This is a genomic window from Candidatus Magnetominusculus dajiuhuensis (genome assembly GCF_046044395.1).
GTDB lineage: Bacteria > Nitrospirota > Thermodesulfovibrionia > Thermodesulfovibrionales > Magnetobacteriaceae > Magnetominusculus > Magnetominusculus dajiuhuensis.
Genome location: NZ_JBJUSG010000006.1, coordinates 44,225 through 65,037, shown reverse-complemented (window position 1 = coordinate 65,037; position 20,813 = coordinate 44,225). Strand labels below are relative to the sequence as shown.

At 46.1% G+C, this 20,813-nt stretch carries 23 protein-coding genes; 14 read left to right on the top strand and 9 right to left on the bottom strand.

Going from position 1 to position 20,813, the window contains the following annotated elements; translation table 11 throughout:
* Positions 1 to 376: 376 nt before the first annotated feature.
* Entirely contained in the window at positions 377 to 934 is a 558-nt protein-coding gene (locus tag AB7D94_RS01925; RefSeq protein WP_420263986.1) for a Panacea domain-containing protein, read from the top strand.
* Positions 927 to 1,322: a hypothetical protein gene (locus tag AB7D94_RS01920; RefSeq protein WP_420263985.1), complete on the top strand. Its 396-nt coding sequence runs from the start codon at positions 927 to 929 to the stop codon at positions 1,320 to 1,322. Before AB7D94_RS01925 ends, AB7D94_RS01920 begins: the two co-directional genes overlap by 8 nt.
* Before the next feature lie 14 nt (positions 1,323 to 1,336).
* Here AB7D94_RS01920 and AB7D94_RS01915 read toward each other — a convergent pair whose 3' ends face one another.
* From AB7D94_RS01915 to lptC, 7 genes are all read right to left on the bottom strand, one after another.
* Positions 1,337 to 1,798 (bottom strand): hypothetical protein, encoded by a 462-nt coding sequence (locus tag AB7D94_RS01915; protein ID WP_420263984.1) that lies wholly within the window; start codon positions 1,796 to 1,798, stop codon positions 1,337 to 1,339.
* 10 nt (positions 1,799 to 1,808) lie between these two features.
* The gene (rapZ, locus tag AB7D94_RS01910) at positions 1,809 to 2,654 is read right to left on the bottom strand and encodes an RNase adapter RapZ (RefSeq protein WP_420263983.1); all 846 of its coding nucleotides are present in this window, start codon (positions 2,652 to 2,654) and stop codon (positions 1,809 to 1,811) included.
* Positions 2,651 to 3,169, bottom strand: coding sequence for a ribosome hibernation-promoting factor, HPF/YfiA family (gene hpf / locus AB7D94_RS01905; RefSeq protein ID WP_420263982.1), 519 nt, complete (start codon positions 3,167 to 3,169; stop codon positions 2,651 to 2,653). The genes rapZ and hpf overlap by 4 nt, the downstream gene beginning before the upstream one ends.
* Positions 3,170 to 3,231: 62 nt before the next feature.
* The gene (rpoN, locus tag AB7D94_RS01900) at positions 3,232 to 4,680 is read right to left on the bottom strand and encodes an RNA polymerase factor sigma-54 (protein ID WP_420263980.1); all 1,449 of its coding nucleotides are present in this window, start codon (positions 4,678 to 4,680) and stop codon (positions 3,232 to 3,234) included.
* Entirely contained in the window at positions 4,680 to 5,414 is a 735-nt protein-coding gene (gene lptB, locus AB7D94_RS01895) for an LPS export ABC transporter ATP-binding protein (protein ID WP_420263978.1), read from the bottom strand. Before lptB ends, rpoN begins: the two co-directional genes overlap by 1 nt.
* A gap of 29 nt (positions 5,415 to 5,443) precedes the next feature.
* Positions 5,444 to 6,022, bottom strand: coding sequence for an LptA/OstA family protein (locus AB7D94_RS01890; RefSeq protein ID WP_420263977.1), 579 nt, complete (start codon positions 6,020 to 6,022; stop codon positions 5,444 to 5,446).
* Positions 6,023 to 6,038: 16 nt separating this feature from the next.
* Complete coding sequence (gene lptC / locus AB7D94_RS01885; protein WP_420263976.1) at positions 6,039 to 6,590, bottom strand: LPS export ABC transporter periplasmic protein LptC; 552 nt, start codon at positions 6,588 to 6,590, stop codon at positions 6,039 to 6,041.
* Positions 6,591 to 6,679: 89 nt separating this feature from the next.
* Between lptC and aroQ the strand changes: the two genes are divergently transcribed.
* Complete coding sequence (aroQ, locus tag AB7D94_RS01880) at positions 6,680 to 7,183, top strand: gamma subclass chorismate mutase AroQ (RefSeq protein ID WP_420263991.1); 504 nt, start codon at positions 6,680 to 6,682, stop codon at positions 7,181 to 7,183.
* On the opposite strand, the gene dacB is transcribed toward aroQ, so the two are convergent.
* Complete coding sequence (gene dacB / locus AB7D94_RS01875) at positions 7,167 to 8,624, bottom strand: D-alanyl-D-alanine carboxypeptidase/D-alanyl-D-alanine endopeptidase (RefSeq protein ID WP_420263975.1); 1,458 nt, start codon at positions 8,622 to 8,624, stop codon at positions 7,167 to 7,169. The two genes, aroQ and dacB, sit on opposite strands and share 17 nt — an antisense overlap.
* Before the next feature lie 127 nt (positions 8,625 to 8,751).
* Here dacB and AB7D94_RS01870 point away from each other — a divergent pair, with 127 nt between their 5' ends.
* From AB7D94_RS01870 to AB7D94_RS01830, 9 genes are all read left to right on the top strand, one after another.
* The gene (locus AB7D94_RS01870; protein WP_420263974.1) at positions 8,752 to 9,111 is read left to right on the top strand and encodes a type II toxin-antitoxin system RelE/ParE family toxin; all 360 of its coding nucleotides are present in this window, start codon (positions 8,752 to 8,754) and stop codon (positions 9,109 to 9,111) included.
* The gene (locus AB7D94_RS01865; RefSeq protein WP_420263973.1) at positions 9,104 to 9,379 is read left to right on the top strand and encodes a helix-turn-helix domain-containing protein; all 276 of its coding nucleotides are present in this window, start codon (positions 9,104 to 9,106) and stop codon (positions 9,377 to 9,379) included. The genes AB7D94_RS01870 and AB7D94_RS01865 overlap by 8 nt, the downstream gene beginning before the upstream one ends.
* 158 nt (positions 9,380 to 9,537) lie before the next feature.
* Entirely contained in the window at positions 9,538 to 10,833 is a 1,296-nt protein-coding gene (locus AB7D94_RS01860) for a DNA methyltransferase (RefSeq protein WP_420263972.1), read from the top strand.
* Positions 10,834 to 10,850: 17 nt separating this feature from the next.
* Positions 10,851 to 11,900 (top strand): recombinase RecA, encoded by a 1,050-nt coding sequence (gene recA, locus AB7D94_RS01855; RefSeq protein ID WP_420263970.1) that lies wholly within the window; start codon positions 10,851 to 10,853, stop codon positions 11,898 to 11,900.
* Between the two features lie 10 nt (positions 11,901 to 11,910).
* A complete protein-coding gene (locus AB7D94_RS01850; protein ID WP_420263968.1) occupies positions 11,911 to 12,432 on the top strand; it encodes a regulatory protein RecX in 522 nt (173 codons plus the stop codon).
* Entirely contained in the window at positions 12,429 to 15,071 is a 2,643-nt protein-coding gene (alaS, locus tag AB7D94_RS01845) for an alanine--tRNA ligase (RefSeq protein WP_420263967.1), read from the top strand. Before AB7D94_RS01850 ends, alaS begins: the two co-directional genes overlap by 4 nt.
* Before the next feature lie 287 nt (positions 15,072 to 15,358).
* Positions 15,359 to 16,114 carry a hypothetical protein gene (locus AB7D94_RS01840; protein WP_420263966.1) on the top strand — a complete coding sequence of 252 codons (756 nt, stop codon included), beginning with the start codon at positions 15,359 to 15,361 and terminating at the stop codon, positions 16,112 to 16,114.
* Between the two features lie 2 nt (positions 16,115 to 16,116).
* Positions 16,117 to 16,584 carry a hypothetical protein gene (locus AB7D94_RS01835; protein WP_420263965.1) on the top strand — a complete coding sequence of 156 codons (468 nt, stop codon included), beginning with the start codon at positions 16,117 to 16,119 and terminating at the stop codon, positions 16,582 to 16,584.
* A gap of 159 nt (positions 16,585 to 16,743) precedes the next feature.
* Positions 16,744 to 18,102 (top strand): sensor histidine kinase, encoded by a 1,359-nt coding sequence (locus AB7D94_RS01830; RefSeq protein ID WP_420263964.1) that lies wholly within the window; start codon positions 16,744 to 16,746, stop codon positions 18,100 to 18,102.
* On the opposite strand, the gene AB7D94_RS01825 is transcribed toward AB7D94_RS01830, so the two are convergent.
* On the bottom strand, positions 18,087 to 18,629 hold the full coding sequence (locus tag AB7D94_RS01825) for a type II toxin-antitoxin system HicB family antitoxin (RefSeq protein WP_420263963.1): 543 nt from the start codon (positions 18,627 to 18,629) through the stop codon (positions 18,087 to 18,089). The two genes, AB7D94_RS01830 and AB7D94_RS01825, sit on opposite strands and share 16 nt — an antisense overlap.
* A gap of 272 nt (positions 18,630 to 18,901) precedes the next feature.
* On the opposite strand from AB7D94_RS01825, the gene AB7D94_RS01820 reads away from it, so the two are divergent.
* Both AB7D94_RS01820 and tal read left to right on the top strand, forming a co-directional pair.
* A complete protein-coding gene (locus AB7D94_RS01820) occupies positions 18,902 to 19,567 on the top strand; it encodes a carboxypeptidase regulatory-like domain-containing protein (RefSeq protein WP_420263962.1) in 666 nt (221 codons plus the stop codon).
* A 67-nt stretch (positions 19,568 to 19,634) separates the two neighbouring features.
* Positions 19,635 to 20,765, top strand: a complete 1,131-nt coding sequence (gene tal, locus AB7D94_RS01815; RefSeq protein ID WP_420263961.1) for a transaldolase — start codon at positions 19,635 to 19,637, stop codon at positions 20,763 to 20,765.
* The last annotated feature ends 48 nt before the right edge of the window (positions 20,766 to 20,813 follow it).

The following is a 20,813-nucleotide window of genomic DNA, read 5'->3' as shown; positions in this document are numbered from 1 at the left end:
GCTTTCAAAAACCCTTTTATCAATAGGTGCAAATTTCTATATCGGAGCTTGGGTACTTATGATGGAGAATAAATTTACCGTGGAATGACCGTCAGGGCAAACGCATTAGGAAAATTAGGCAGAAATTGCCTACACTTTTAGCGCTGACCGATGGTTTCCTGGATTCCTGCTTCCGCAGGAATGACAAAAAAAGAGAATGGCATGATATTTTTGGTGTTCATTTGTTCGGCTTTGTCTGTCGTTTTCATATTTTTTATTCTGTCATTCCCGCGAAAGCGGCAATCCAGGAGAGGGAATTACTGGTGTAAGTTTCTAATGCGATTGCCCTGGAATGACCGTTGACAATCAGGACAGGGGTGTCACATAATAAGACAGGATGCTGATAGAACATAATAGAGAGAAAATTATTAATGCCATTATCTATTTTGTGACTAATACAAAGTTCTGCGGTATTACAAAACTTTGTAAGTTAATGTATTACCTTGATTTCTTACACTTTAAGGAGACCGGTAGATCGGTAACTGGCATGGATTATGATGCATGGAACTTTGGACCGGTTCCCACAACACTTTATGATGAAATCAGCAATCTGAAGCTTAAACCTGACTTGAGGGAGAGCATTTCTATAAGGACTATAAATAATTTTACAGTAATGAAAGCCAGAAAACCATTTAACGGTCTGCACTTTACAAAAAGAGAAAAACGTATTCTCGAAAAAGTTGCGTTTATTTTTGAAGAGGCAAAGACTGAGGATATAGTAGAAGCATCTCATCTGCCTAACCATCCATGGTATGAGACCATAGAAAATAAAGGATTTAAAGCAAAAATTGACTATATGCTTGCCCTTGACGGCTCTGGTGAGTCTATCTCAAAAGAGGAGGCGCTGGAGCGGATTTCTGATAGAGAAGAAATGAAAAGGGTATTTAGTGGATAAAGGCACGGTTCTTTCTCATCGTGATTTTGCATTTAAAGATGGTGAATATGGAGATAAGCTGATTATTATCCTGAATAAGCCGCGACCTGATGAGCCTTACCTCTGCTGTAAGACAACGTCAAAAACTAAATACAAAATAGAAACAGAAGGATGTCATAGCAGCCAGAATATATTTGTACTCGGTAAAATTAAAAATTGTTTTACAAAAAAGACATATGTACAGTTTCATGAATTCTATGACTTTGACTCACAAAAACTTTTAAAGGGACATTTTGAAGGAAAAATCGATATAATATTCACTCTTCCTGAGAATATAATAAATGCGATAGTTAACTGTATAAAGAAATCCGATGATATTACAGACGATCAATTAAATCTTTTGAATTAAACCCTTTCTGAATATCAGCTCTTACAGCGCGAATCGAGCCATGCCTGGAGACTTTCCGGGCCAAGCAGCTCTTCAGGTATCTCACCCTGCGGCACGCACTGCGGCAGGACTATTCTTAGAAAATTCTTCACTGAAAACCTGACAACCTCCACCGCTGAAAAATCCTCCGGCATGTTTTCTATCAACAGAGACTCCGAGTTCCAAAGCGCATCAGAAAAGTGGATTTCCTCACGGCAGCCTCCCCCTCTGATAGTCTTTGGCTCTGCCCCAAGGGACAAGATAAACGAACGAAGGTCAAGATTCGACGATTGAAGCCCTTTCATCACGATATTCTGTCCAAGCCGGTGCCTCCCCGATGTCAACGGCGTAAAACGCGTTATATTGACGCCAGAACAGTACACCAACGCCTGGCCATCACCGGGTTTCACTATAAAATACATGAAGTCGTTTATATATTCACACGAATCTGTTTTCATACCCGGCGTCTCACAAATCTCTGTGGATTACCTCTACTGATATTTCATACTTTTTTGAGAACTCCGCGGCCTTCTCTACTATGGCGGGTGAGCGGTGCCTACCTCCTGTACATCCTACCCCCAGCGTGAAGGACGACTTTCCCTCTTTCTTGTACATTGGGATTAAAAAGTCCATGAGGTCTTCAATCTTCACAATGTACTCTGCCGTTATGGAGCTGCTGAAGATATATTGTTTTACCGGTTCGTCCAGCCCTGTAAGGGGGCGCAGCTCATCTACGAAGTGGGGGTTTGGCAGGAATCTCACATCAAGGAGCATGTCAAGGTGCTGTGGTATGCCGAATTTAAAACCAAACGATATGATGGTAAATTTCAAATAGTCGGCACTGAGTCCTCCAAGTGCGACCGTAATGTATTGCCTCAGACGGTGCGGTGTGAACGATGACGTGTCAATTATCGAATCGGCCTCGTCTCTGAGGGACTTAAGCATCTTCTGCTCCATGGCGATGGCCTCTTCTATATCGCCCTTGGCCGCCTTTGACAGCGGATGCGGCCTTCTGGTCTCTTTATACCGCCTGATGACGATGTCTGTCTCTGCCTCAAGATATACTAAATCCAGGTTGTACTTGCCACGGAGCTTTTGGATTATTTTATCTATGCCATCCAGAAAACCCTTTTCCCTGACGTCAATCCCTACGGCTATTTTCTCTGAACTCAAGGCGCTGAGTTTGATAAAATCATCTATCAGCGAGGAGGGCAGGTTATCAACGCAAAAAAAACCCGCATCCTCCAGCGCCCTAAGGGTGACTGTCTTGCCAGCACCGGACAACCCCGTGACTATGACAATGGAGGAGTTCATTTCACCGGCTCTATGAGACCTAAGTCTCCGTCCTCTATCTTATAGATCACGTTGATTTCACCACTTTGTTCGTTTGTGAATACGTAGAAATCCTTGTCAAGCAAGTCCATGTGCATGGCGGCCTCTTCGGCTGCCATAGGCTTCATGTCGAACTGCTTTCTCTTAATGATACTTATATGCTCAGCAGCAGACGCCGTGTCGGCATGAGTGCACTTGACAGCGCCCTTACGCTTGGATGTTATCTTCTCTTTGTATTTTTTTATCTGCCTGTCGAGTTTTTCTATTACCTCGTCTATGGATGCGTATATCTCGCCGGTGATTGACTCCGCCTGGATTTGTATGCCGTTTGATTTTATCACCACCTCTGCCTTGTGTCTGTACTTCTCTACGGCAAGGATGACGAGGACATCGGTGTCGGCGCTCAAAAACTTGCCAAACTTGCTTATCTTCCCATCGGCGTATGCCCTTATTGGGGTGGTTATCTCAAAGTTCCTGCCCGTTACGGTTATGTTCATAAAAAACCCTCCTGAGTTTTGTAATGTCATCACAAATGAATACGCACAGGCCGCCTTAAAAGCTACATGTGCTGCTTCTTCCTCTTCGTATGAGGTGGAATCTTTAACTCTTCCCTATATTTAGCAAGTGTCCTCCTTGCTATGTTGATATTTTTACCCTTGCAGATTTCCACTATTTTTTGATCGGTCAGGGGGTTTGAACTGTCCTCCTCGCCGACTATTGTCTTAATCAGGTCCTTTACGCTTGTTGACGACACGCTGCCCTCGTCCCCTGTGAGGGAGCTGCTGAAGAAATACTTAAGCGGGAACATGCCATGCGCACACGATATAAACTTGTTGGAAGTTACCCTGCTGATGTTGCTTTCGTGAATGCCAATCTCCTCTGAGATTATCCTCAGACTCAAAGGCCTGAGGAATTCAACCCCCTTTTCAAAGAAGTCCATCTGGTATTTCATGATGCTTTCGGTTACCCTGTAGATAGTCTTATTTCTCTCGTCAAGGCTTCTCAAAAGCCACATGGCCGATTTATATTTGTCTATCAGGTATTGCTTGTCAGTCTTATCAAAGGTGTTTTTTTGTGTGAGCAGATCTTTGTACATACTGCTTATGCGCAGGCGGGGGATGCTGTCGTCGTTTAAGATAATCCGGTACTCGCCGTCAACCTTATCAATATATACGTCCGGCACGACGTACGATACTTGTACGTGGGAGAACTTTCTGCCTGGTTTGGGTTCAAGGCCTTCGATGATGTGAACCGCCGTGTGGATATCCTCCAGCGCGGCGTTATACTGTTTGGCGATGGCAGCGAGTTTGTTCTTTTCGAGGTCTTCGAGGTTGTTTTGTACTATTTTCTCGACCAGTGTTCCCTTGAGTCTTAGTGCCTTTACCTGAATAAGCAGACATTCCCTGATATTCCTGGCGGCTATGCCCATAGGGTCAAACCTCTGAACAAGGGCTATTGCCTTTGTCACAACCTCCTCTGCAAGTCCCAGTACGTTAACCAGCTCTTCTGTTGTGGCCTGCAGGTAACCATTTTCGTCTATGTTTCCGATTATCATCTCTGCCGCCTCTTTTACGTCTTCAGAGGCGTTTGTCATGTCAAGCTGCCATTTCAAATGCTCAGTAAGCCCTGTTGTGGTCGTTAAGAAGGTCTCAAACCCGGGTTTCTCGACATAGCCGGAGCTAAAATATCCTAAATCCCGCCCATCGCTTCCCCGCTCGTCGAAATAATCATCTACGGCATATGTGCTGATAGTTTCCGGCATCTCTACATCGCCCTCAACATCGCCATTGCCGTCAGGCTTTTCAACTTCGCCGTGAGTATCGTCGGCAGATGTCTCCTGTACTTCGTCAGAGAGTTCCTCCAGAAACGGGTTTTCCACCAACTCCTGGTTTATGGCCTGGGACAGCTCCAGCTGGGGCATCTGCAGGAGTTTAATAGCCTGCTGAAGCTGGGGCGTCAGGATGAGCTTCTGCGACAGCTTTACTTCTAATCTGGTCTCAAGTGCCATTACAGCGTGAAATCCTCTCCCAGATAGGCCTTTTTTACGGCATAGTTGTCTATGATTTTCTCCGGTGTGCCCTCGTCCAGAAGCCGCCCGTGATTGATTATATATGCCCTGTCGGTGATTGACAGTGTATCGCGCACGTTGTGGTCGGTTATGAGAATGCCAATGCCCTTGTCCTTCAGGTATATAAGCATTTTCTTCAAATCAATAATCGCTATCGGGTCTATGCCGGTAAAGGGTTCGTCAAATAGTATAAAGACTGGATTCATGGCTATTGCCCTTGCTATCTCAGTCCTCCTCCTTTCGCCGCCGGACAGGGTATAGCCTATGTTTGAGGCGATATGCCCTATGTTGAACTCATCAAGCACCCTGTCAACCGTTGCGGCTATCTCCGCCCTTGATTGCCGCGCGCCATCTACGGCAAGTTCAAGGACTGCCGCGATGTTCTGCCTCACCGTCAGCTTTCTGAATATGGACGGCTCTTGCGGCAGATACGCTATGCCCTTCCTTGCCCGCAGGTACATCGGCATACCGCCTATGTCCCCGCCGTCCAGGGTTATAGAGCCGCCGTCGTGTCTGACAATGCCGGTTACCATATAAAAAGACGTCGTCTTACCGGCACCGTTTGGCCCGAGAAGCCCTACAATCTCACCCGTCTTTATAGACAGGCTGATACTGTCAACTACGAGTTTCTTCCCATAGCGCTTTGATATCCCTGTTGCCACCAGTGTATTCATCTGAATATTGTTACTCCTCGTGCCGGAGGCTATTTTTTCTCCTCAAGGTGTACGCGGCTGTTTTCTACGTAAGATACATCTGTTTCGAAGAAATACTCTATCTTCGTTCCTGTTACTATATTTTTACCCTCTTTGGCCTCCGGCCTTCCCGTAAATACCACGCGCTCGTTAGCCCCATAGTACACGGCCTGTTCGGAGGTAATTATCTTATCGCCCTGGATGAGCCTGATGTTGCCCTTTGAGTCTATATGGTCTATCTGCTGGTTTTTGTCCTCCGTGTAGAAGACAACCATAGTGTCGGCAAAAAACGTGATATCGCCCTTGACCGCCTTTACTGAGCCGTTAAACGTGGCCGTTCGTTTTTTGTTGTCGGCCATCAGGGTACTGCTTGTTATTATGAGGGGTGTCTCGTTGTCTCCCTTGAGGGATTTCTTAAACGATGAGCCACCTGCCGGGTCAGCCGTCTTTGCCATCTTTGCCGCCTTCTTAGTTGTCGTATTGTCAGCGGCCAGAGCGCCCGACGACATCAGCGCCACTACTACTATCGCCGCCGCTATCACGGCGAATGTACCCTTTATAACTAATGCTGCCCTGCCTTGCGTCTTCACAGTCAACTACCCCCTTTTATCTGTAGACAACTTTAACGTTCCCCGTTAATTGTAACTGTTCTCCGCCGAAAGTTTCAATCGAATCTGCCCGCACCCTGACGTTTTTCCCGGTGAGGACAACCTCGTTGGCAGACTTTAATGTCTCTGCCTTGAAATCCCATTTTATGTCTTTGGACTTAACCTGAAATTCTTTGTTGTACGCGGTGACTTCACCTATGATGTCTATGGCGTTGTGTTTGATGTCATAGGTGCCTTTCCCTGCCTTGAGGGTTACCTCTTTTTCCGGGACGTTGAATTGTATATTTGTCAGCTCCGCGGTCTCTCCGGTCTTAATTATGGCGATTTTTTCAATTGCCGCCGTCCACTTAACGGCCGCCATATCGGCGTGTGTTATTTTTACGTTTTCTAGATATGAATTGCCGGGGACGATAGATATTTTTTTCAGGCTATATATCTCTTGGCTCGTATAGTACACAAACAACACCGTCGCCGCAATTATCAATACAATCGGTATGAATTTCCTCATCACCCATTGTATCACGAAACGCCGTATCTTTTCAAATAACATTAACAACCGGACATCTTTTCCACACATTGATACGCCGCGTGTGTAAAAAAAGATTGAGTTTAATTTCCTTTCTGTGTTATTTTTTAGTGATGGATGCTCTGAAGGGGCTGTTTTCCTTAATTGACCGTCGGCTTTCGTATATGAAGGCGGTGGCGGCTTATAAATGGGCACAAGGTCTGCCTATTGATGACGCCGGGCGTGAGGACATCGTCCTGCGGGATTCCCTTTCGGCGTCGGAGGACATGGGCCTCGACGTAGAGTCAATGAGGGAGTTTTTCCTCCTGCAGATTCAAATAGCAAAACATGTCCAGGCGACGTGGCATAACAAGTGGAAATCAGAGGGGTCTCATCAATGCCGGGACTGCACGCCTGGCACCGACCTTGAGGAGCAAATCCGCCCGGCGTTGATAGAAATCGGCACAAACATCGTAAGACAAATCAGGGAGGCCCTGCCACTGCTGCAAGATAAGGACTGCCTGCGGCACTGTATCTCATCAATTCGCGCCGAACTTAAGACTGAATTCATAGAAGACGAGATGAAACTAAAACTCGTTGAATCCCTGTCCCGCGTGAAAACTACCGCCCCCGACTAAACGAAGAGACGAGAACAAGTATTCTGTCCTCTATGTCGTTGATAGCCACCGGGTCAACTACGAAGTTTTCAATCATAATGGCAAACGCCACCGCCTCGCCGTCCGGAGTTGTCGTATAACCGGCAATGGTTCTGACGCCGGTGTGTGAGCCTGACTTTGCCTTTAGTCTGCCCTCTGCGGCGGTATGCCTCATACGGTTTTTCAGTGTGCCATCAACACCGGCAACAGATAGTGAATCAATAAATGTCTCCCTTAAATCCGGAGCGCGATAGATGGCCATAAGCAACGCCACAAGGTGGCCGGGACTTATGAGATTATAGTCCGATACCCCTGAACCGTCGGCGATTTCAAGGGCGGCGCTGTCTATGCCGATGCCACTGAGAAACTCCTTAATCTCTCCAATGCCTTTTGTTGCCGCTCCCGGAGGCGATTGAAGCTCCGCCCCAAGTGTCTTCATCAATAGTTCAGCGTAGAGATTAATGCTCTTTTTGTTTGTCTCTTTGATTATCTCAGAAAGCGGCGCCGAGGTGTACCTGAGAAGTTCAGTGCGCTCTTCGGCCACGGCGGCGTAATGTAACCCCTCCGCTATGCCGATGTTATTGGCCGCAAGGATTTCTGAAAAAAGTCGGCAGGTATAATGGGCAGGCTCAGTGATTTCGATAACGAAGGTCTGCTCAGGCTGCCCAACTGCCATGCCCCCTGTTACATTAATCACATTTTCCCGCTCGCGCCATCTTCTTTCCACATGAAGTTGATGCGCTTCGTCTGTAACGGCGGTGTTATTAATTGTCACATAGGATGTTTGCGGCTCAATGGTGACAGCCAGCGGCTCTCCCGCGCCGCTTCCCGGGCTGACCCTTACGGTAACGCAGTTATTGTTGGCGGTGAGACCTCCAATGGGTGCGAAGTGGCTTGAGGAGGCATCGTCCCACATCCAGCCCTTGCCGTAGTACCAGTTGTCAAGATAGGTCTCGTCGCAGACAAGGTCCCCTGTGATGCGCCGCAGCCCGCGCGCCCTTAATTGGACAGCCATCCATGACAGGGACTCTGTTGTGAGCCGCGGGTCGGCGAATCCTTTAAGGTAGAGATTCCCCTGCAGGGTGCCATCTCTGATATCAGGGGAATCCGCGTAAAGCACAGTTTTGAATCTGAACCCGCCGCCGAGTTTTGACAGCGCGGCGCTGGTGGTGAATAGTTTCAGGGTCGAGGCCGGATGAAACAGGTGCTTGTCAAAGGCGGCGTAAATTATCTCGCCCGTTTTCAGGGATGTGATTTTAATACCAATGTGGCTTTGTGAGAGGGCGGCGCTCTTTAAATACGTATCAATCTCGTGGCGCAGCGCGCGCACTGCGGGTGCGGCAGGCTCTGCCGTCACGGTGGACACGGCAATTACAACCCACAAAAGCGCAATGACAGCATGTCTTACAAGATGTCCGGCCATATATGGCAATTTTAACTTTCATGTCCGAGAAAAAACAACACACGCCGTGGCAATTCCCCATCTTCTATAAAATAGTCTTCTATAAAATAGTCTTGACAAATGTTAACATACGAGTTAACATATAGGCGTGGCAAAGACTGTTATCTTCTACACAACCGCTGACGAGAAGTGTCCGATGTACAATTTTTTTGATGTGCTTGATGGAAAGACGGCTCAAAAGGTAACATGGGTTCTCAAATTGATAGAGGATTTGGACTCTGTTCCATCAGGCTATTTCAAAAAACTCTCAGGGACAGAAGATATATGGGAGTGTAGAGTTACATTTGGCTCAAATACCTATAGGATATTCTGTTTCTTTGCGGATAATTCAACGGTTGTGCTCACTCACGGGTTTGCGAAGAAGAGTCAGAAAACGCCAAGGGCAGAAATTGAAAAGGCCGAATCTTACAGGAGAGAATTCTTAAACAGGAGGAATACGCGTGTGTGATTTGAGGACGTACATAGCCGAAAGGAAGAACAAAGACAAGGATTTTGCCGCTGGATATGATGAGGGGTACAAGCAGTTCAAGGTTGGTGTAATGCTCCGGCAGGCGCGTGAGGAGGCAGGGCTGACCCAGGAGGACCTCGCCCTCAGACTCCACACCAAAAAAACGGCTATATCCCGAATAGAAAACCACGCCGAGGACATAAAGCTGTCAACGTTGGAACGTGTCGCATTGGCCCTGGGAAAAAAGTTAGAGATTAAAATAGCCTGACGTTAAGTGATAATGCCGGAAAGCGCGGGTACATTCAAAGTCTCCAAAGTCATAGAAGGGTTAATAATCGATGTCAAGGAAATGTTCAGAATATATTGAGCATCCCATATTCATAAAATAATTTGAAAGCACTTAGTAATGAAGTGTATAATAGCGCCATGGCAAATTCAGACGGCACATCGCATAGGATAGTCATAGGCGACAGTCGGCATATGGACGCAATCGCCGACGAGAGCGTCCATATGGTAGTCACCTCGCCGCCCTATTGGCAGTTGAAGGACTACGGCACGGACTCACAGGTTGGCTTTAACGATACGTATGAAGATTATATCAATAACCTGAGCGTCGTCTGGAGCGAATGCGCACGTGTCCTTCATAAAGGCTGCCGTCTTTGCGTTAATATAGGAGACCAATTCGCGCGCGCGGCATACTACGGCAGATATAAGGTGATACCCATACGAACCGAGATTATAAAGTTCTGTGAAAGCGCCTCTATGGACTACATGGGCGCTATAATATGGCAAAAAGTAACCACCTGCAATACCAGCGGGGGGGCGACTATAATGGGCTCGTTCCCGTACCCAAGAAACGGGATTATCAAGCTGGACTATGAGTTCATTCTTATTTTTAAAAAGCACGGCGACCCGCCGCCGGTTTCAAAGGCGATAAAGGAGCAGGCTGCCCTTACCACAGAACAGTGGAATACGTATTTCAGTGGACACTGGCACTTCCCCGGCGAAAAGCAGACTAAACACCTCGCCGCCTACCCGATTGAGCTGCCCACGCGCCTTATCCAGATGTTTACATTTGTTGGAGAGACCATCCTCGACCCGTTTTTGGGGAGCGGTACTACCGCGCTTGCCGCCCAAAATCTAAATCGAAACTCCATAGGATATGAAATCAACGAGGAGTTTCTACCCATTATAAAAGATAAACTCTCAATAGGCCAGGACTTGTACAGCCATGCCGCATATACGATAGAAAATGCCTCACCCGCGGCGATAAGCCCTGATGAGAAAATCGCGGCTCTGCCATATATATTCAAAGACCCACTGAGGATTAATTTACAGGTAAACCCCAAACGCGTGAGATTCGGCTCCGCCATAGACGGCGAGGCGCGCCAGTGCGAGACTTACCACAGGGTGAAGGAAGTCCAATCCCCTCAGCGTCTGTTATTAAGTAGTGGCGCGTTAATCACGCTGATAGGTGTGGTAACAATTGAGGCCATGAGGGAAAAGGCTCAGGAGTTTTTAGATGATTTAACAAAAGGCCAGCGTGTATTTATAAAATATGATAAACTTATACCGGATGAGACGATGTGCTATTTATTTTTAAGCAATAAGACATTCGTCAACGCCCGTCTGATAAAGTCCGGCCTCGTCGGACCAGACACCAACACGGCATATAAACACAAAGAGAGGTTTTTGAGATATTTAAGCGAAAGAGCCACATAACAACAGGAGGCATTGAGATGACAAAGGACAAAGACAAGGACAAAGATAAGGACAAGAACAAGGAAAAGGCAATAGAGGCGGCCATAGCGCAAATAGAGAAGAATTTCGGCAAAGGCTCAATAATGAAACTTGGCGCAGATGCCATCGCCGAAGGGATAAAGGTAATCCCAACGGGTTCACTCACGCTTGACCTTGCAACCGGCGTAGGGGGAATCCCACGGGGAAGGGTGACAGAGATATATGGCCCTGAGTCCTCCGGCAAGACCACCCTGGCCCTGAGCACCATAGCACAGGCGCAGAAGACAGGAGGTGTGGCGGCCTTCATAGACGCTGAACACGCCCTTGACGTTAGTTACGCCACACGTATAGGGGTGAAGGTTGGGGATTTGCTCATCTCTCAGCCTGACAGCGGCGAACAGGGCCTTGAGGTGTGCGAAACCCTTGTAAGGAGCAATGCCCTTGATATTATAGTGATTGATTCGGTTGCCGCCCTTGTGCCGCGTGCAGAGATAGAGGGAGACATGGGCGACCAATTGCCGGGGCTTCAGGCAAGGCTTATGAGCCAGGCACTGAGGAAGCTGACTTCCGCCATATCCAAAAGCAACACGGCGGTGATTTTTATAAATCAGATAAGACACAAGATTGGCGTTATGTATGGAAGCCCTGAAACCACCACAGGGGGCAATGCGCTGAAATTTTACTCCTCCCTGCGCCTTGACATAAGAAAGATAGACAGCATCAAGGTAAATCAGGAGGTAATGGGGGGGCGCGTAAGGGTAAAGGTACAGAAAAACAAGGTAGCCCCGCCGTTTCGGCAGGCCGAGTTCGATATTTACTACAACGAAGGCATATCAAAGGCCGGAGAGTTGGTTGACATCGGCGCTGACAAGGGAATAATCGAACGCGCAGGCACATGGTACAGCTACGGCAGCACCAAACTTGGCCAGGGCAGGGACAACGCAAAGAAATACCTCCTTGATAACGAGGCCGTTATGTCTGAAGTAGAGGCCAAAATTCGTGAGCAGGGACACATCTCAATTGCCGAAATTGTCCCGGATGAAGATTAAAAGAGGAAGGATGAGAGCTGCCCCGAACATTAAGAGTTACGCGATTAAATTGCTCAGTGTTCGCAACAGGAGCGAACTTGAGCTTAAAACGAGACTACGTGAAAAGGGCTACGACGAGGAATTGATTGAGGGCACTATCGGACAGCTCAAGGCAGCCGGTCTCATAGACGACCAGAAGACGGCCGAATACATCATGCGCTACTGCAAAGAGGGGAAGATGCTCGGTGAAAATGGCTCAAAATACTACCTCAAAAAGCGCGGCATTCCTGACGAGATAATCTCCCGGATGGCCATATCTGCTGAAGAGCAGATGGAAATGGCAATAAAACTTATCGGCAAAAAAGAAAGGGCTTTAAAAAAACTGCCATTAAAGGTTAAAATCAACAGGCTCTACGGTCAGCTCCAGAGGAAGGGTTATGACTATGGGATAATCCAGAGGGCCATAAGACAATATGAAGGGCTGTGTGACCCTGAAGAGGGGCTATGTGAATATGAGGAGTCGGCTGAAATGGCAAAGGCTGGGAAGAGATGAAGGGAAAAGAGATAAGGCAGCGGTACTTGGAGTATTTCCGTGAACGAGGGCACGAAAGGGTAAAAAGTTCTTCGCTTATACCTAAGAATGACCCGTCGCTCCTGTTTACAAGCGCCGGTATGGTGCAGTTTAAGGGCGCTTTCTTAGGGACTGACGCACCCGGCTACAGCCGCGCCACGTCGTGCCAGAAGTGTATGCGCGCCGGTGGCAAGCAAAGCGACATAGAAAATGTCGGCTTCACCGCGCGTCACCACACGTTTTTTGAGATGCTTGGGAATTTCTCGTTCGGGGATTATTTCAAAAAAGACGCCATAGTATTTGCGTGGGAACTCCTGACAGGCTGGTATAAACTACCCAAAGATAAACTCTGGGTATCCGTGTTTGAAAATGACGAAGAGGCTATAACCCTATGGACAGAGAATACGGAGTTAAAAAAAGATAAGATCGTGAGGCTTGGGGCGAAGGATAATTTTTGGCAGATGGGAGACACCGGCCCCTGCGGCCCGTGCTCAGAGATAATCATAGACCAGGGCGAGGCTATGGGGTGTGGGCGGCCTGAGTGCGCCGTCGGATGTGACTGCGACAGGTATCTGGAGCTATGGAATCTGGTCTTCATGCAATACGACAGGGCGGTGGACGGCACGCTCACTCATCTTCCTAAACCCAGCATAGACACGGGCATGGGGCTTGAGCGTATTACGAGTGTACTGCAGAAGAAACTGAACAATTTTGATACCGATATATTTGCGCCAATCATAGAGGCCATAACCACGAAGGCCCACGTCACTTATGGAAAAGACAAGTCGCATGACGTATCAATCAGGGTGATAGCAGACCATATCAGGGCGGTCACGTTTTTGCTGTCTGAGGGGCTGATGCCGTCAAACGATGGCCGCGGCTATGTGGCAAGGCGTATAATTCGCCGTGCGTCAAGGCACGCCCGAAAACTAGGCGTAGGGAAGCCCTTCCTACACAGATTAATACGCGCCGTTGTTGAGGCCTCCGGGGATGTCTATCCTGAGCTGTCGAAAGAGAGGGAGCGCTCAGAGGAGATATTAAAGTTTGAAGAGGAGAGGTTTTTCAGGACGCTTGACCAAGGCTCAGAGCTGTTGGATGAGATAATCGCCTCGGTGAAAGTTGAAGGACTGGGCGTTATCCCGGGTGGTGAGGCCTTTCGGCTTTATGACACATATGGCTTCCCGATGGATTTAACGATGGAGGCGGCCAAAGAAAACGGCCTCGCGGTTGATGAGGATGGCTTCAATGAGGAAATGAAAAAACAGAGGACACGGGGAAAGCTCTCATGGGCGGAAGACCAGGCAGGGATAAGCGGCGTGGTGAGTTCCATCTATAACAATGCCGTAAGGATAAGCGGCGAGACATATTTTCTTGGTTATGAGCTTTTAGAGACCGACGCGTCAGTCAATCTCATTCTTAAAAACGGCGAACCTGTGGATGTTCTGCACAAGGGGGACGATGCGGAGATAATCCTCGACAAGTCACCATTTTACGGCGAGTCCGGCGGTCAGGCCGGTGACAGGGGCATTATTCAAACTGATAGGGCAACTCTTGAGGTCAGAGATACAAAAAAGACACCTAATAATTTAATCATACATAAGGTTCATGTAAAAACCGGCTCTTTAAGGCAGTCTGAGGCCGTCTCATGCAGGGTTGATAAGAAGCTCAGGGCTGCCACAATGCGCAACCACACGGCGACACACCTGCTGCAAGCGGCTCTCAGGAGCTTGATAGGCGACCATATAAAACAGGCCGGTTCACTTGTAACCCCTGACAGGCTGCGTTTCGACTTCACGCATTTTTATCCCATTACAGAAGAGGAGAAACACAAGATTGAGGACATGATAAATGGCAAAATACTGGAAGACCTGCATGTGGCAACGCACACAATGGGCATAAACGAGGCCATAGACTACGGGGCAACGGCGCTGTTTGACGAGAAATACGGTTCTGAGGTGCGCGTGGTAGAGGTGGAGGGTTTTAGTAAGGAACTATGTGGCGGCACACACTGCCAGGTGACGGGACAGATAGGCCCGTTTATGATTATAGCGGAGGGAAGCATTGCCTCAGGCGTGAGGAGGATAGAGGCAATAACCGGCACGGCAAGCCTCGCCCTTGCAAGACATAAAATCGCTGAATTAAAGACGGTCTCAGAGTTATTAAAGACAGAGACGCCGCTTGAGAAACTCCCTGCAATAATAAAAAGGTTAAAAGAGCTTGAAAAGGAACTCCAGTCTCTGAAGACAAAGGACATGGGACGCGACATCTCGTCATTTCTGCACGCGGTAAAGGAAGTTGATGGCGTAAAGGTGCTGGTTTCAAAACGGGACGGGCTTGACCAAAAGAGCCTCAGGGACTTTGCCGACAAATTAAAGGAAAAGCTAGGTTCAGGCATAATCATAGCGGCCTCGACAATGGACGGGCAGTCGTCATTCATAGCGATGGTAACAAAGGACCTGACGGACAAATACCACGCGGGGAAGATTTTAAAAGAGGTCGCAGACCTTGCCGGAGGCAGAGGCGGAGGAAGGGCAGACATGGCCCAGGGCGGCACCAAAGATCTTGACAAGGCGGACTTCGCCCTGAACAGCGTTTACCATATCATAAAGGCTGGCCATTAACCCATCTAAACAGATGTTCATTGTTTTCACTAAAAGAACCTGTAGATGGATGAAAGTGTAATTCGGATTTCAGACCTGAGACATGCGGCCTCGTCGATAAGAATATTTCAAAAATCAAACGGTGATTTAATTGACAAGCCAGCGAGCGGTTGTGTTACACTGAGTAAGGTGGTTTGGAAGATGACGGAATATGAGATTGATAGGCGGCGGGTGCGATAATACCAGTAGCATTACTTCGAAGCAATGACTTTGCCGAGAGGTTAAATCAAAGTACCTCAATAGAGGGTTTGCGTTCTTTAGAAATCGAAATTTTAGACTATTTGAAGAATAACCCTGATGATTCCGTAACAGCGATGATTATTTTGATAGGATGTTACATAAGGTTAAACGATATAGATAATGCCGATCTGACAATTAATAAATGTTATAAACTCGTTGGGAGAAACGTTCCCTTTGGTTTGGCGATGTCCAAGGCGATAATTGAAAATATAAAGGGCAACAAGAAAGAAGCCATTGCGATACTAATGAAGCTGATTAAGAATAAGAAATTGACAGAAGGTGAGAGGATAGTGGTGTTTGTTCAGCTTATTATATATAATTCTAATTTAGCATATTTCGAAGAAATGTATAATAAAGTAGTAGAATTATGGAAGATGATAAACCATAACTCAGAAATGGATTTTGATGGTAACTCCTTTTATTCCGAGGTGGCGAAGTACGCTGACCATCTGCCATTAATCAGTGCAATGGATGATCTTAAGTCATACTTAAATGGAAAAGAACTATTAAAAAAGGATGATAAATATTCAGAGATATATAGAGATGTTAAAGATTACACAAAGGATAATCGGCTGATAGAAGACATAATCCCATACGAGGAGGTTGATCTCGACTTTCCTGATGTAAAATACTTTTCTTTAAAATTAATCTCAAAACCTATGTCTGTCGGGGAGAGCCATAACCTGGAGATTCAAATTGAGAAATTAATTGAATCTAAATACCCGTGTGTATTAGTATTGGTTTACGTTATGGCACGTGAATAAGTATGTTTCATTTTGATTATTATAAAAAAATTGCCGATGATCTTCCTGGGTTTTATAAGGACGGAGATCATGTTGCCGATGCCGGCATAAGGACTTCGATTAGTAGATATTACTGTTACATATTTCATAAGTACAAAGAAACAATATATAATTTGCTAACGGTGCCGACTAAAGATGAGCTGTTGAAGATGAAGTCACACCGCATTCACGAGCTGATTTCAAATATCATGACGTATTGTAATAAAGCTACTGTAGCCGGTGAGCTAATTAAGTTAAGACAATTACGAAACTTATGTGATTACAACAAGACAAAAATTGTTGGAGCAATACAATATCTCTCAGCCCAGAGCAGCGTTTTAACTTTGGAACAGGAATTGTCATCCATAATAACAGGGATTGAATTAAACGGCGCTTTCAAGAGGGCACTGAGTGAAATAAAACAAAAACAACGCCAAGCTGCAAATAAATGAGCATCCTTCGACAGGCTCAGGTTGATTCAGGTATTATAACGGATGTTTCCCTGAGAAAACCATGATAATCATTTGTTTTGGGGGTGAGAATCAGACATGAGAGACTATAATTAATGCCCAACATTCATATATTAAAAAATATCAATGTGAGGAAATAATATGAGTGGAGCAGATAATATATATAAGGGAATATTAGATGACATGAGTAATGGCATTGTAATAATAGATATGGATTGTAATATTCAATATATAAATAAATCATTAGAATCAGAATTTGGCGTCCATGATGGGAAAAAATGTTATGACTATTTTAACGATAGGGCTACGCCATGTCCGTTTTGTAATAACGCGGAAATATCCAAGGGTAGGATTTTTGAGTGGGAATGGAGCTGTCAGAAGAATAACAAAGTTTATAAATTAGTAGATAAACCTATTGTATTTAATGGTATCATTGCGAAATTAGAGGTGTTTCATGATATAACAAAACAGAGGAAGTTTGAAGATGAATTGAAATTAGAGAAGCAGTTCGTTGAGAGTATTATTAGTACCGCGCAAGCTATTATATTAGTTCTTGACAGAGAAGGCAAGATTGTTACTTTTAACCCATATATGGAAGAAACATCTGGCTACTTATCAGAAGAAGTTATAGGGGAAGACTGGTTTGATAATTTTATACCAGAACGAGATAGAGAGAAAATCAGAACCGTGTTTAGAGCGGCAATAAACGATATTCAGACACGCGGGAATATAAATCCAATTGTGTGTAAGGATGGCAAAGAAATAATAATAGAATGGTATGATAAGACTCTAAGAAATATTGATGATGAAGTAATAGGGTTAATAGCAATTGGCCAGGATATAACCGCTCGTAAGGAATATGAAACCAAATTGATAAGTTCTCTCAGGGAAAAAGAGGTACTTATGCAGGAAATTCATCACCGTGTCAAGAACAATCTGCAAGTAGTTTCCGGGCTTATCGGACTTCAACTCAGTTACGTAGAAGATGAGACTTACAGGGCTATGTTTATTGAGAGCCAGAGCAGGATAAAATCTATCTCTTTGGTTCATGATAAACTCTATAGATCAAAAGGACTTGCCGAGATAGATTTAAAAGAATATATATTAAGCCTCTCAAACGACCTGTTGAGTTCTTTGGGCGTCGATAAAAGCAGCCTTATGTTGACTCTGGATGTGGAAACTGTCTTAATTGGCATGGACAAGGCGATTCCTTGCGGGTTGATTATAAATGAACTTTTTACCAATATCTTAAAACACGCCTTCCCCGATAAAATCATAGGTGAAATAAACATCTCTGTTTGCTCAAAGAACAATGACGATATTGAATTGACAATAAGCGATAACGGAGTTGGTTTCCCCGAAGATGTGGACTTCAGAAACTCAAAAAGCTTGGGTCTGCACATAGTAAATATACTTGTGAAGCAACTCGAAGGGACTATCGAATTAGACAGGACGCGCGGAAGCAAATTCCGTGTTATTTTTAATCACGGGCACAAGTAAAAATCAGGGACAGCGGCCACCAAGAGGGCACGCAGAATTACAAGCCTTGTCCTAACATCGTCCTTTCTTACGAAAGCAGGATGACTGCCTTTGCCTTTTTTCGGAGCGATTTCAATATGTGATGTGAATTTCTCTTCAGTCGTTAAACTTTCCTCTATATCCTCTATCAGACCGAGTGCTTCAGCGTTATCAAGATAAAGCTCTACTGCCTCACGCAGATTTTTTACGGCCTCAGAAATAGTGTCCCCGCAGCTTGCAACACCCAACTCAGGGCATTTAGAAACATATCCCTCCTGTTCTTTCCACACAACTACCGTACAATCAAGAATTCTCATGAACTCACTCCCGTTGCCCGAATATACCGCATAATCTATTATATCAGATTTAAGATGGGTTATTGTTGAAAATTCGATTGTATTACAGGGCAATCGCATTAGAAACATCCTTTTCTGGATTCCAGCTTCCGCGGGAATGACAGACAACAAATGAACGCCTAAATATGTCAATGCCGCCCTCATTTTTGTCATTCCGGCTTGTCCGGAATCTGTCCTTATGCCTCAGAATAGGCAAAATCATCAAGAAACACCCACTTAAGGGAAGATTCCGGACAAGCCGGAATGACGGAGAGGGACAAGCCGGAATGAAGACATAGGCAATTTCTGCTTTTTTTCCTAATGCGTTTGCCCTGGATCGGATTAAGGATATGCGGCAAAAATCCTTGACAAATGACCCCTTTTTTGGGTTAAATACCCTATGGGTTTTAAACTCGAATGAGCGTGCGCTAAAAATGGAGGAACACATGAAGATATACAGGCCAGTCTTTATCCTGTTAATTCTTTCCCTGTTGGCATTCTTAACCTTTGGATGTGCAAAGACGTCAGGGATTGAGGGCAAGGTAGTAAATGGAAAAAACCAACCTATTGTCGGGGTAAAGGTAATAGCAAGACAAAACCAGCCTACTAAAGGCTATGAGCAATTTGAAGCAACCACGGGACCAGACGGCAAATTCACTTTTAACAAGTTATTACCTTCCTCGGCTTACACACTGTCAATTTGGCATAAAGACTGGAAAACCGATGCTACTATGGCCGTAGAAGCCGTTGAGGGGGAGACAACACCCTTAAAAGAGCCTATGAAGGTGCTCCTGACATCAGACAACGACGGGATAGTTACAAGCACTGCCACAGGACTTCAGTGTTATCTTGGCCCTGATATGGATACAAGTTGGGACCAGGCAAATACATGGGTTAAGAGCCTGTCAATCAGCGGTGGTGGCTGGCGTATGCCTACCAGAGCGGAACTGCGGGGTCTTTATGATGCTGGCGGGAGGCGTAACAATTGGGTATGGTCAGGCGAGCTTAACGGCCCGTACGCCGCGTGGGCCTTCTACTTCAACAATGGCAGCGAGGGTGCCTACGACCGCAGAGCCTCCACCTTGCGGGCCATTGCGGTACGTTCCAGGTAATGTTGAAAAGACTGGTTGAATAAATCAGCAACTCTAAAAAGTGAAAAAATGTTAACGGGGGCTTACAATGGCTATTAATCCACTGGTTGAGCTGCACAAGGCAGGGCAGAGTTTCTGGTATGACAATATCAGCAGGGGGCTTATAAACTCCGGCGAGCTACAACGCCTTATAACGGAGGACGGCGTCAGGGGCATAACCTCAAATCCAAGTATATTTTATAAGGCCATAAAGGATGGCTCCGACTATGCGGTGCCATTGTCTGAATTGTTTAAAAACGCGGCTCTCTCCGCCAAAGAAATCCTCTATGAACTCGAAATCGCCGACATCGCATCAGCAGCCGACGCGCTGCTTCCAATTTACGAATCATCAAAGGGCGTTGACGGCTACGTCAGCATAGAAGTTGACCCGCGCTTCGCCTACGATTCAGAGAAGACCGTATCTGAGGGCAGAGAACTCGTCAAACTCATCGCAAGGCCAAATATCATGATTAAGGTACCGGCAACTAAGGACGGCCTTGCTGCCATCACAGAGCTAATCGCCGAGGGCTGTAACGTCAACGCCACTCTGTTGTTCTCAGTACAAAGGTATGCCGAAGTTGCAACGGCATATTTGGATGGTTTAAATAAACGTATAGATGCCGGAGAGCCTATTGATTCAATAGCGTCAGTGGCCAGCTTCTTCATCAGCCGCATTGACACCGCCGTTGACAAGGTCATTGACAGCAGAGTAGAACACGCCTTAAACGACGCTGAAAAGGAATGGGCACTATCCCTCAGGGGAATGGCCGCCATATCCTCCGCAAAGGAGGCCTATCAAACAATGATAGCGCTGTTCTCGTCTGATAGGTTTATAGAGATTAAGCAAAAAGGTGGTAACGTCCAGCGCCTGCTCTGGGCAAGCACAAGTACAAAAAACCCGGCCTATCCCGATTGTCTCTACGTGGATTCATTAATAGGCCCCGGCACCATTAACACCATGCCCGTGGACACAGTTAAGGCCTTCAAAGACCACGGCAAGGTATTGAGGACCATAGACGCTGACCTCAAGGCAGTTGATGAGACACTCAGCTCCCTCACGGAATTAAATATTAATATAGAATCCATAGCGCAACAACTTGAAGACGAAGGAGTAAAACTCTTCAACGACGCCTTTGGCGCGCTGCTTAATCTGATAGAAGATAAGCGAAACAATCATTAGAGGATTAACGACGAAGGGGGGGTAACCCCCCCTTCACCCCGTATTTTT

What these genes read in the sequence shown, in the direction of transcription:
- AB7D94_RS01925 (WP_420263986.1), top strand. Translation starts at nt 377, where the DNA reads ATGCTGATAGAACATAATAGAGAGAAAATTATTAATGCCATTATCTAT.
- AB7D94_RS01915 (WP_420263984.1), bottom strand. Translation starts at nt 1,798, where the DNA reads ATGAAAACAGATTCGTGTGAATATATAAACGACTTCATGTATTTTATA.
- rapZ (WP_420263983.1), bottom strand. Translation starts at nt 2,654, where the DNA reads ATGAACTCCTCCATTGTCATAGTCACGGGGTTGTCCGGTGCTGGCAAG.
- hpf (WP_420263982.1), bottom strand. Translation starts at nt 3,169, where the DNA reads ATGAACATAACCGTAACGGGCAGGAACTTTGAGATAACCACCCCAATA.
- rpoN (WP_420263980.1), bottom strand. Translation starts at nt 4,680, where the DNA reads ATGGCACTTGAGACCAGATTAGAAGTAAAGCTGTCGCAGAAGCTCATC.
- lptB (WP_420263978.1), bottom strand. Translation starts at nt 5,414, where the DNA reads ATGAATACACTGGTGGCAACAGGGATATCAAAGCGCTATGGGAAGAAA.
- lptC (WP_420263976.1), bottom strand. Translation starts at nt 6,590, where the DNA reads ATGTTATTTGAAAAGATACGGCGTTTCGTGATACAATGGGTGATGAGG.
- aroQ (WP_420263991.1), top strand. Translation starts at nt 6,680, where the DNA reads ATGGATGCTCTGAAGGGGCTGTTTTCCTTAATTGACCGTCGGCTTTCG.
- dacB (WP_420263975.1), bottom strand. Translation starts at nt 8,624, where the DNA reads ATGGCCGGACATCTTGTAAGACATGCTGTCATTGCGCTTTTGTGGGTT.
- AB7D94_RS01860 (WP_420263972.1), top strand. Translation starts at nt 9,538, where the DNA reads ATGGCAAATTCAGACGGCACATCGCATAGGATAGTCATAGGCGACAGT.
- recA (WP_420263970.1), top strand. Translation starts at nt 10,851, where the DNA reads ATGACAAAGGACAAAGACAAGGACAAAGATAAGGACAAGAACAAGGAA.
- AB7D94_RS01850 (WP_420263968.1), top strand. Translation starts at nt 11,911, where the DNA reads ATGAGAGCTGCCCCGAACATTAAGAGTTACGCGATTAAATTGCTCAGT.
- alaS (WP_420263967.1), top strand. Translation starts at nt 12,429, where the DNA reads ATGAAGGGAAAAGAGATAAGGCAGCGGTACTTGGAGTATTTCCGTGAA.
- AB7D94_RS01835 (WP_420263965.1), top strand. Translation starts at nt 16,117, where the DNA reads ATGTTTCATTTTGATTATTATAAAAAAATTGCCGATGATCTTCCTGGG.
- AB7D94_RS01830 (WP_420263964.1), top strand. Translation starts at nt 16,744, where the DNA reads ATGAGTGGAGCAGATAATATATATAAGGGAATATTAGATGACATGAGT.
- AB7D94_RS01825 (WP_420263963.1), bottom strand. Translation starts at nt 18,629, where the DNA reads ATGACAAAAATGAGGGCGGCATTGACATATTTAGGCGTTCATTTGTTG.
- AB7D94_RS01820 (WP_420263962.1), top strand. Translation starts at nt 18,902, where the DNA reads ATGAAGATATACAGGCCAGTCTTTATCCTGTTAATTCTTTCCCTGTTG.
- tal (WP_420263961.1), top strand. Translation starts at nt 19,635, where the DNA reads ATGGCTATTAATCCACTGGTTGAGCTGCACAAGGCAGGGCAGAGTTTC.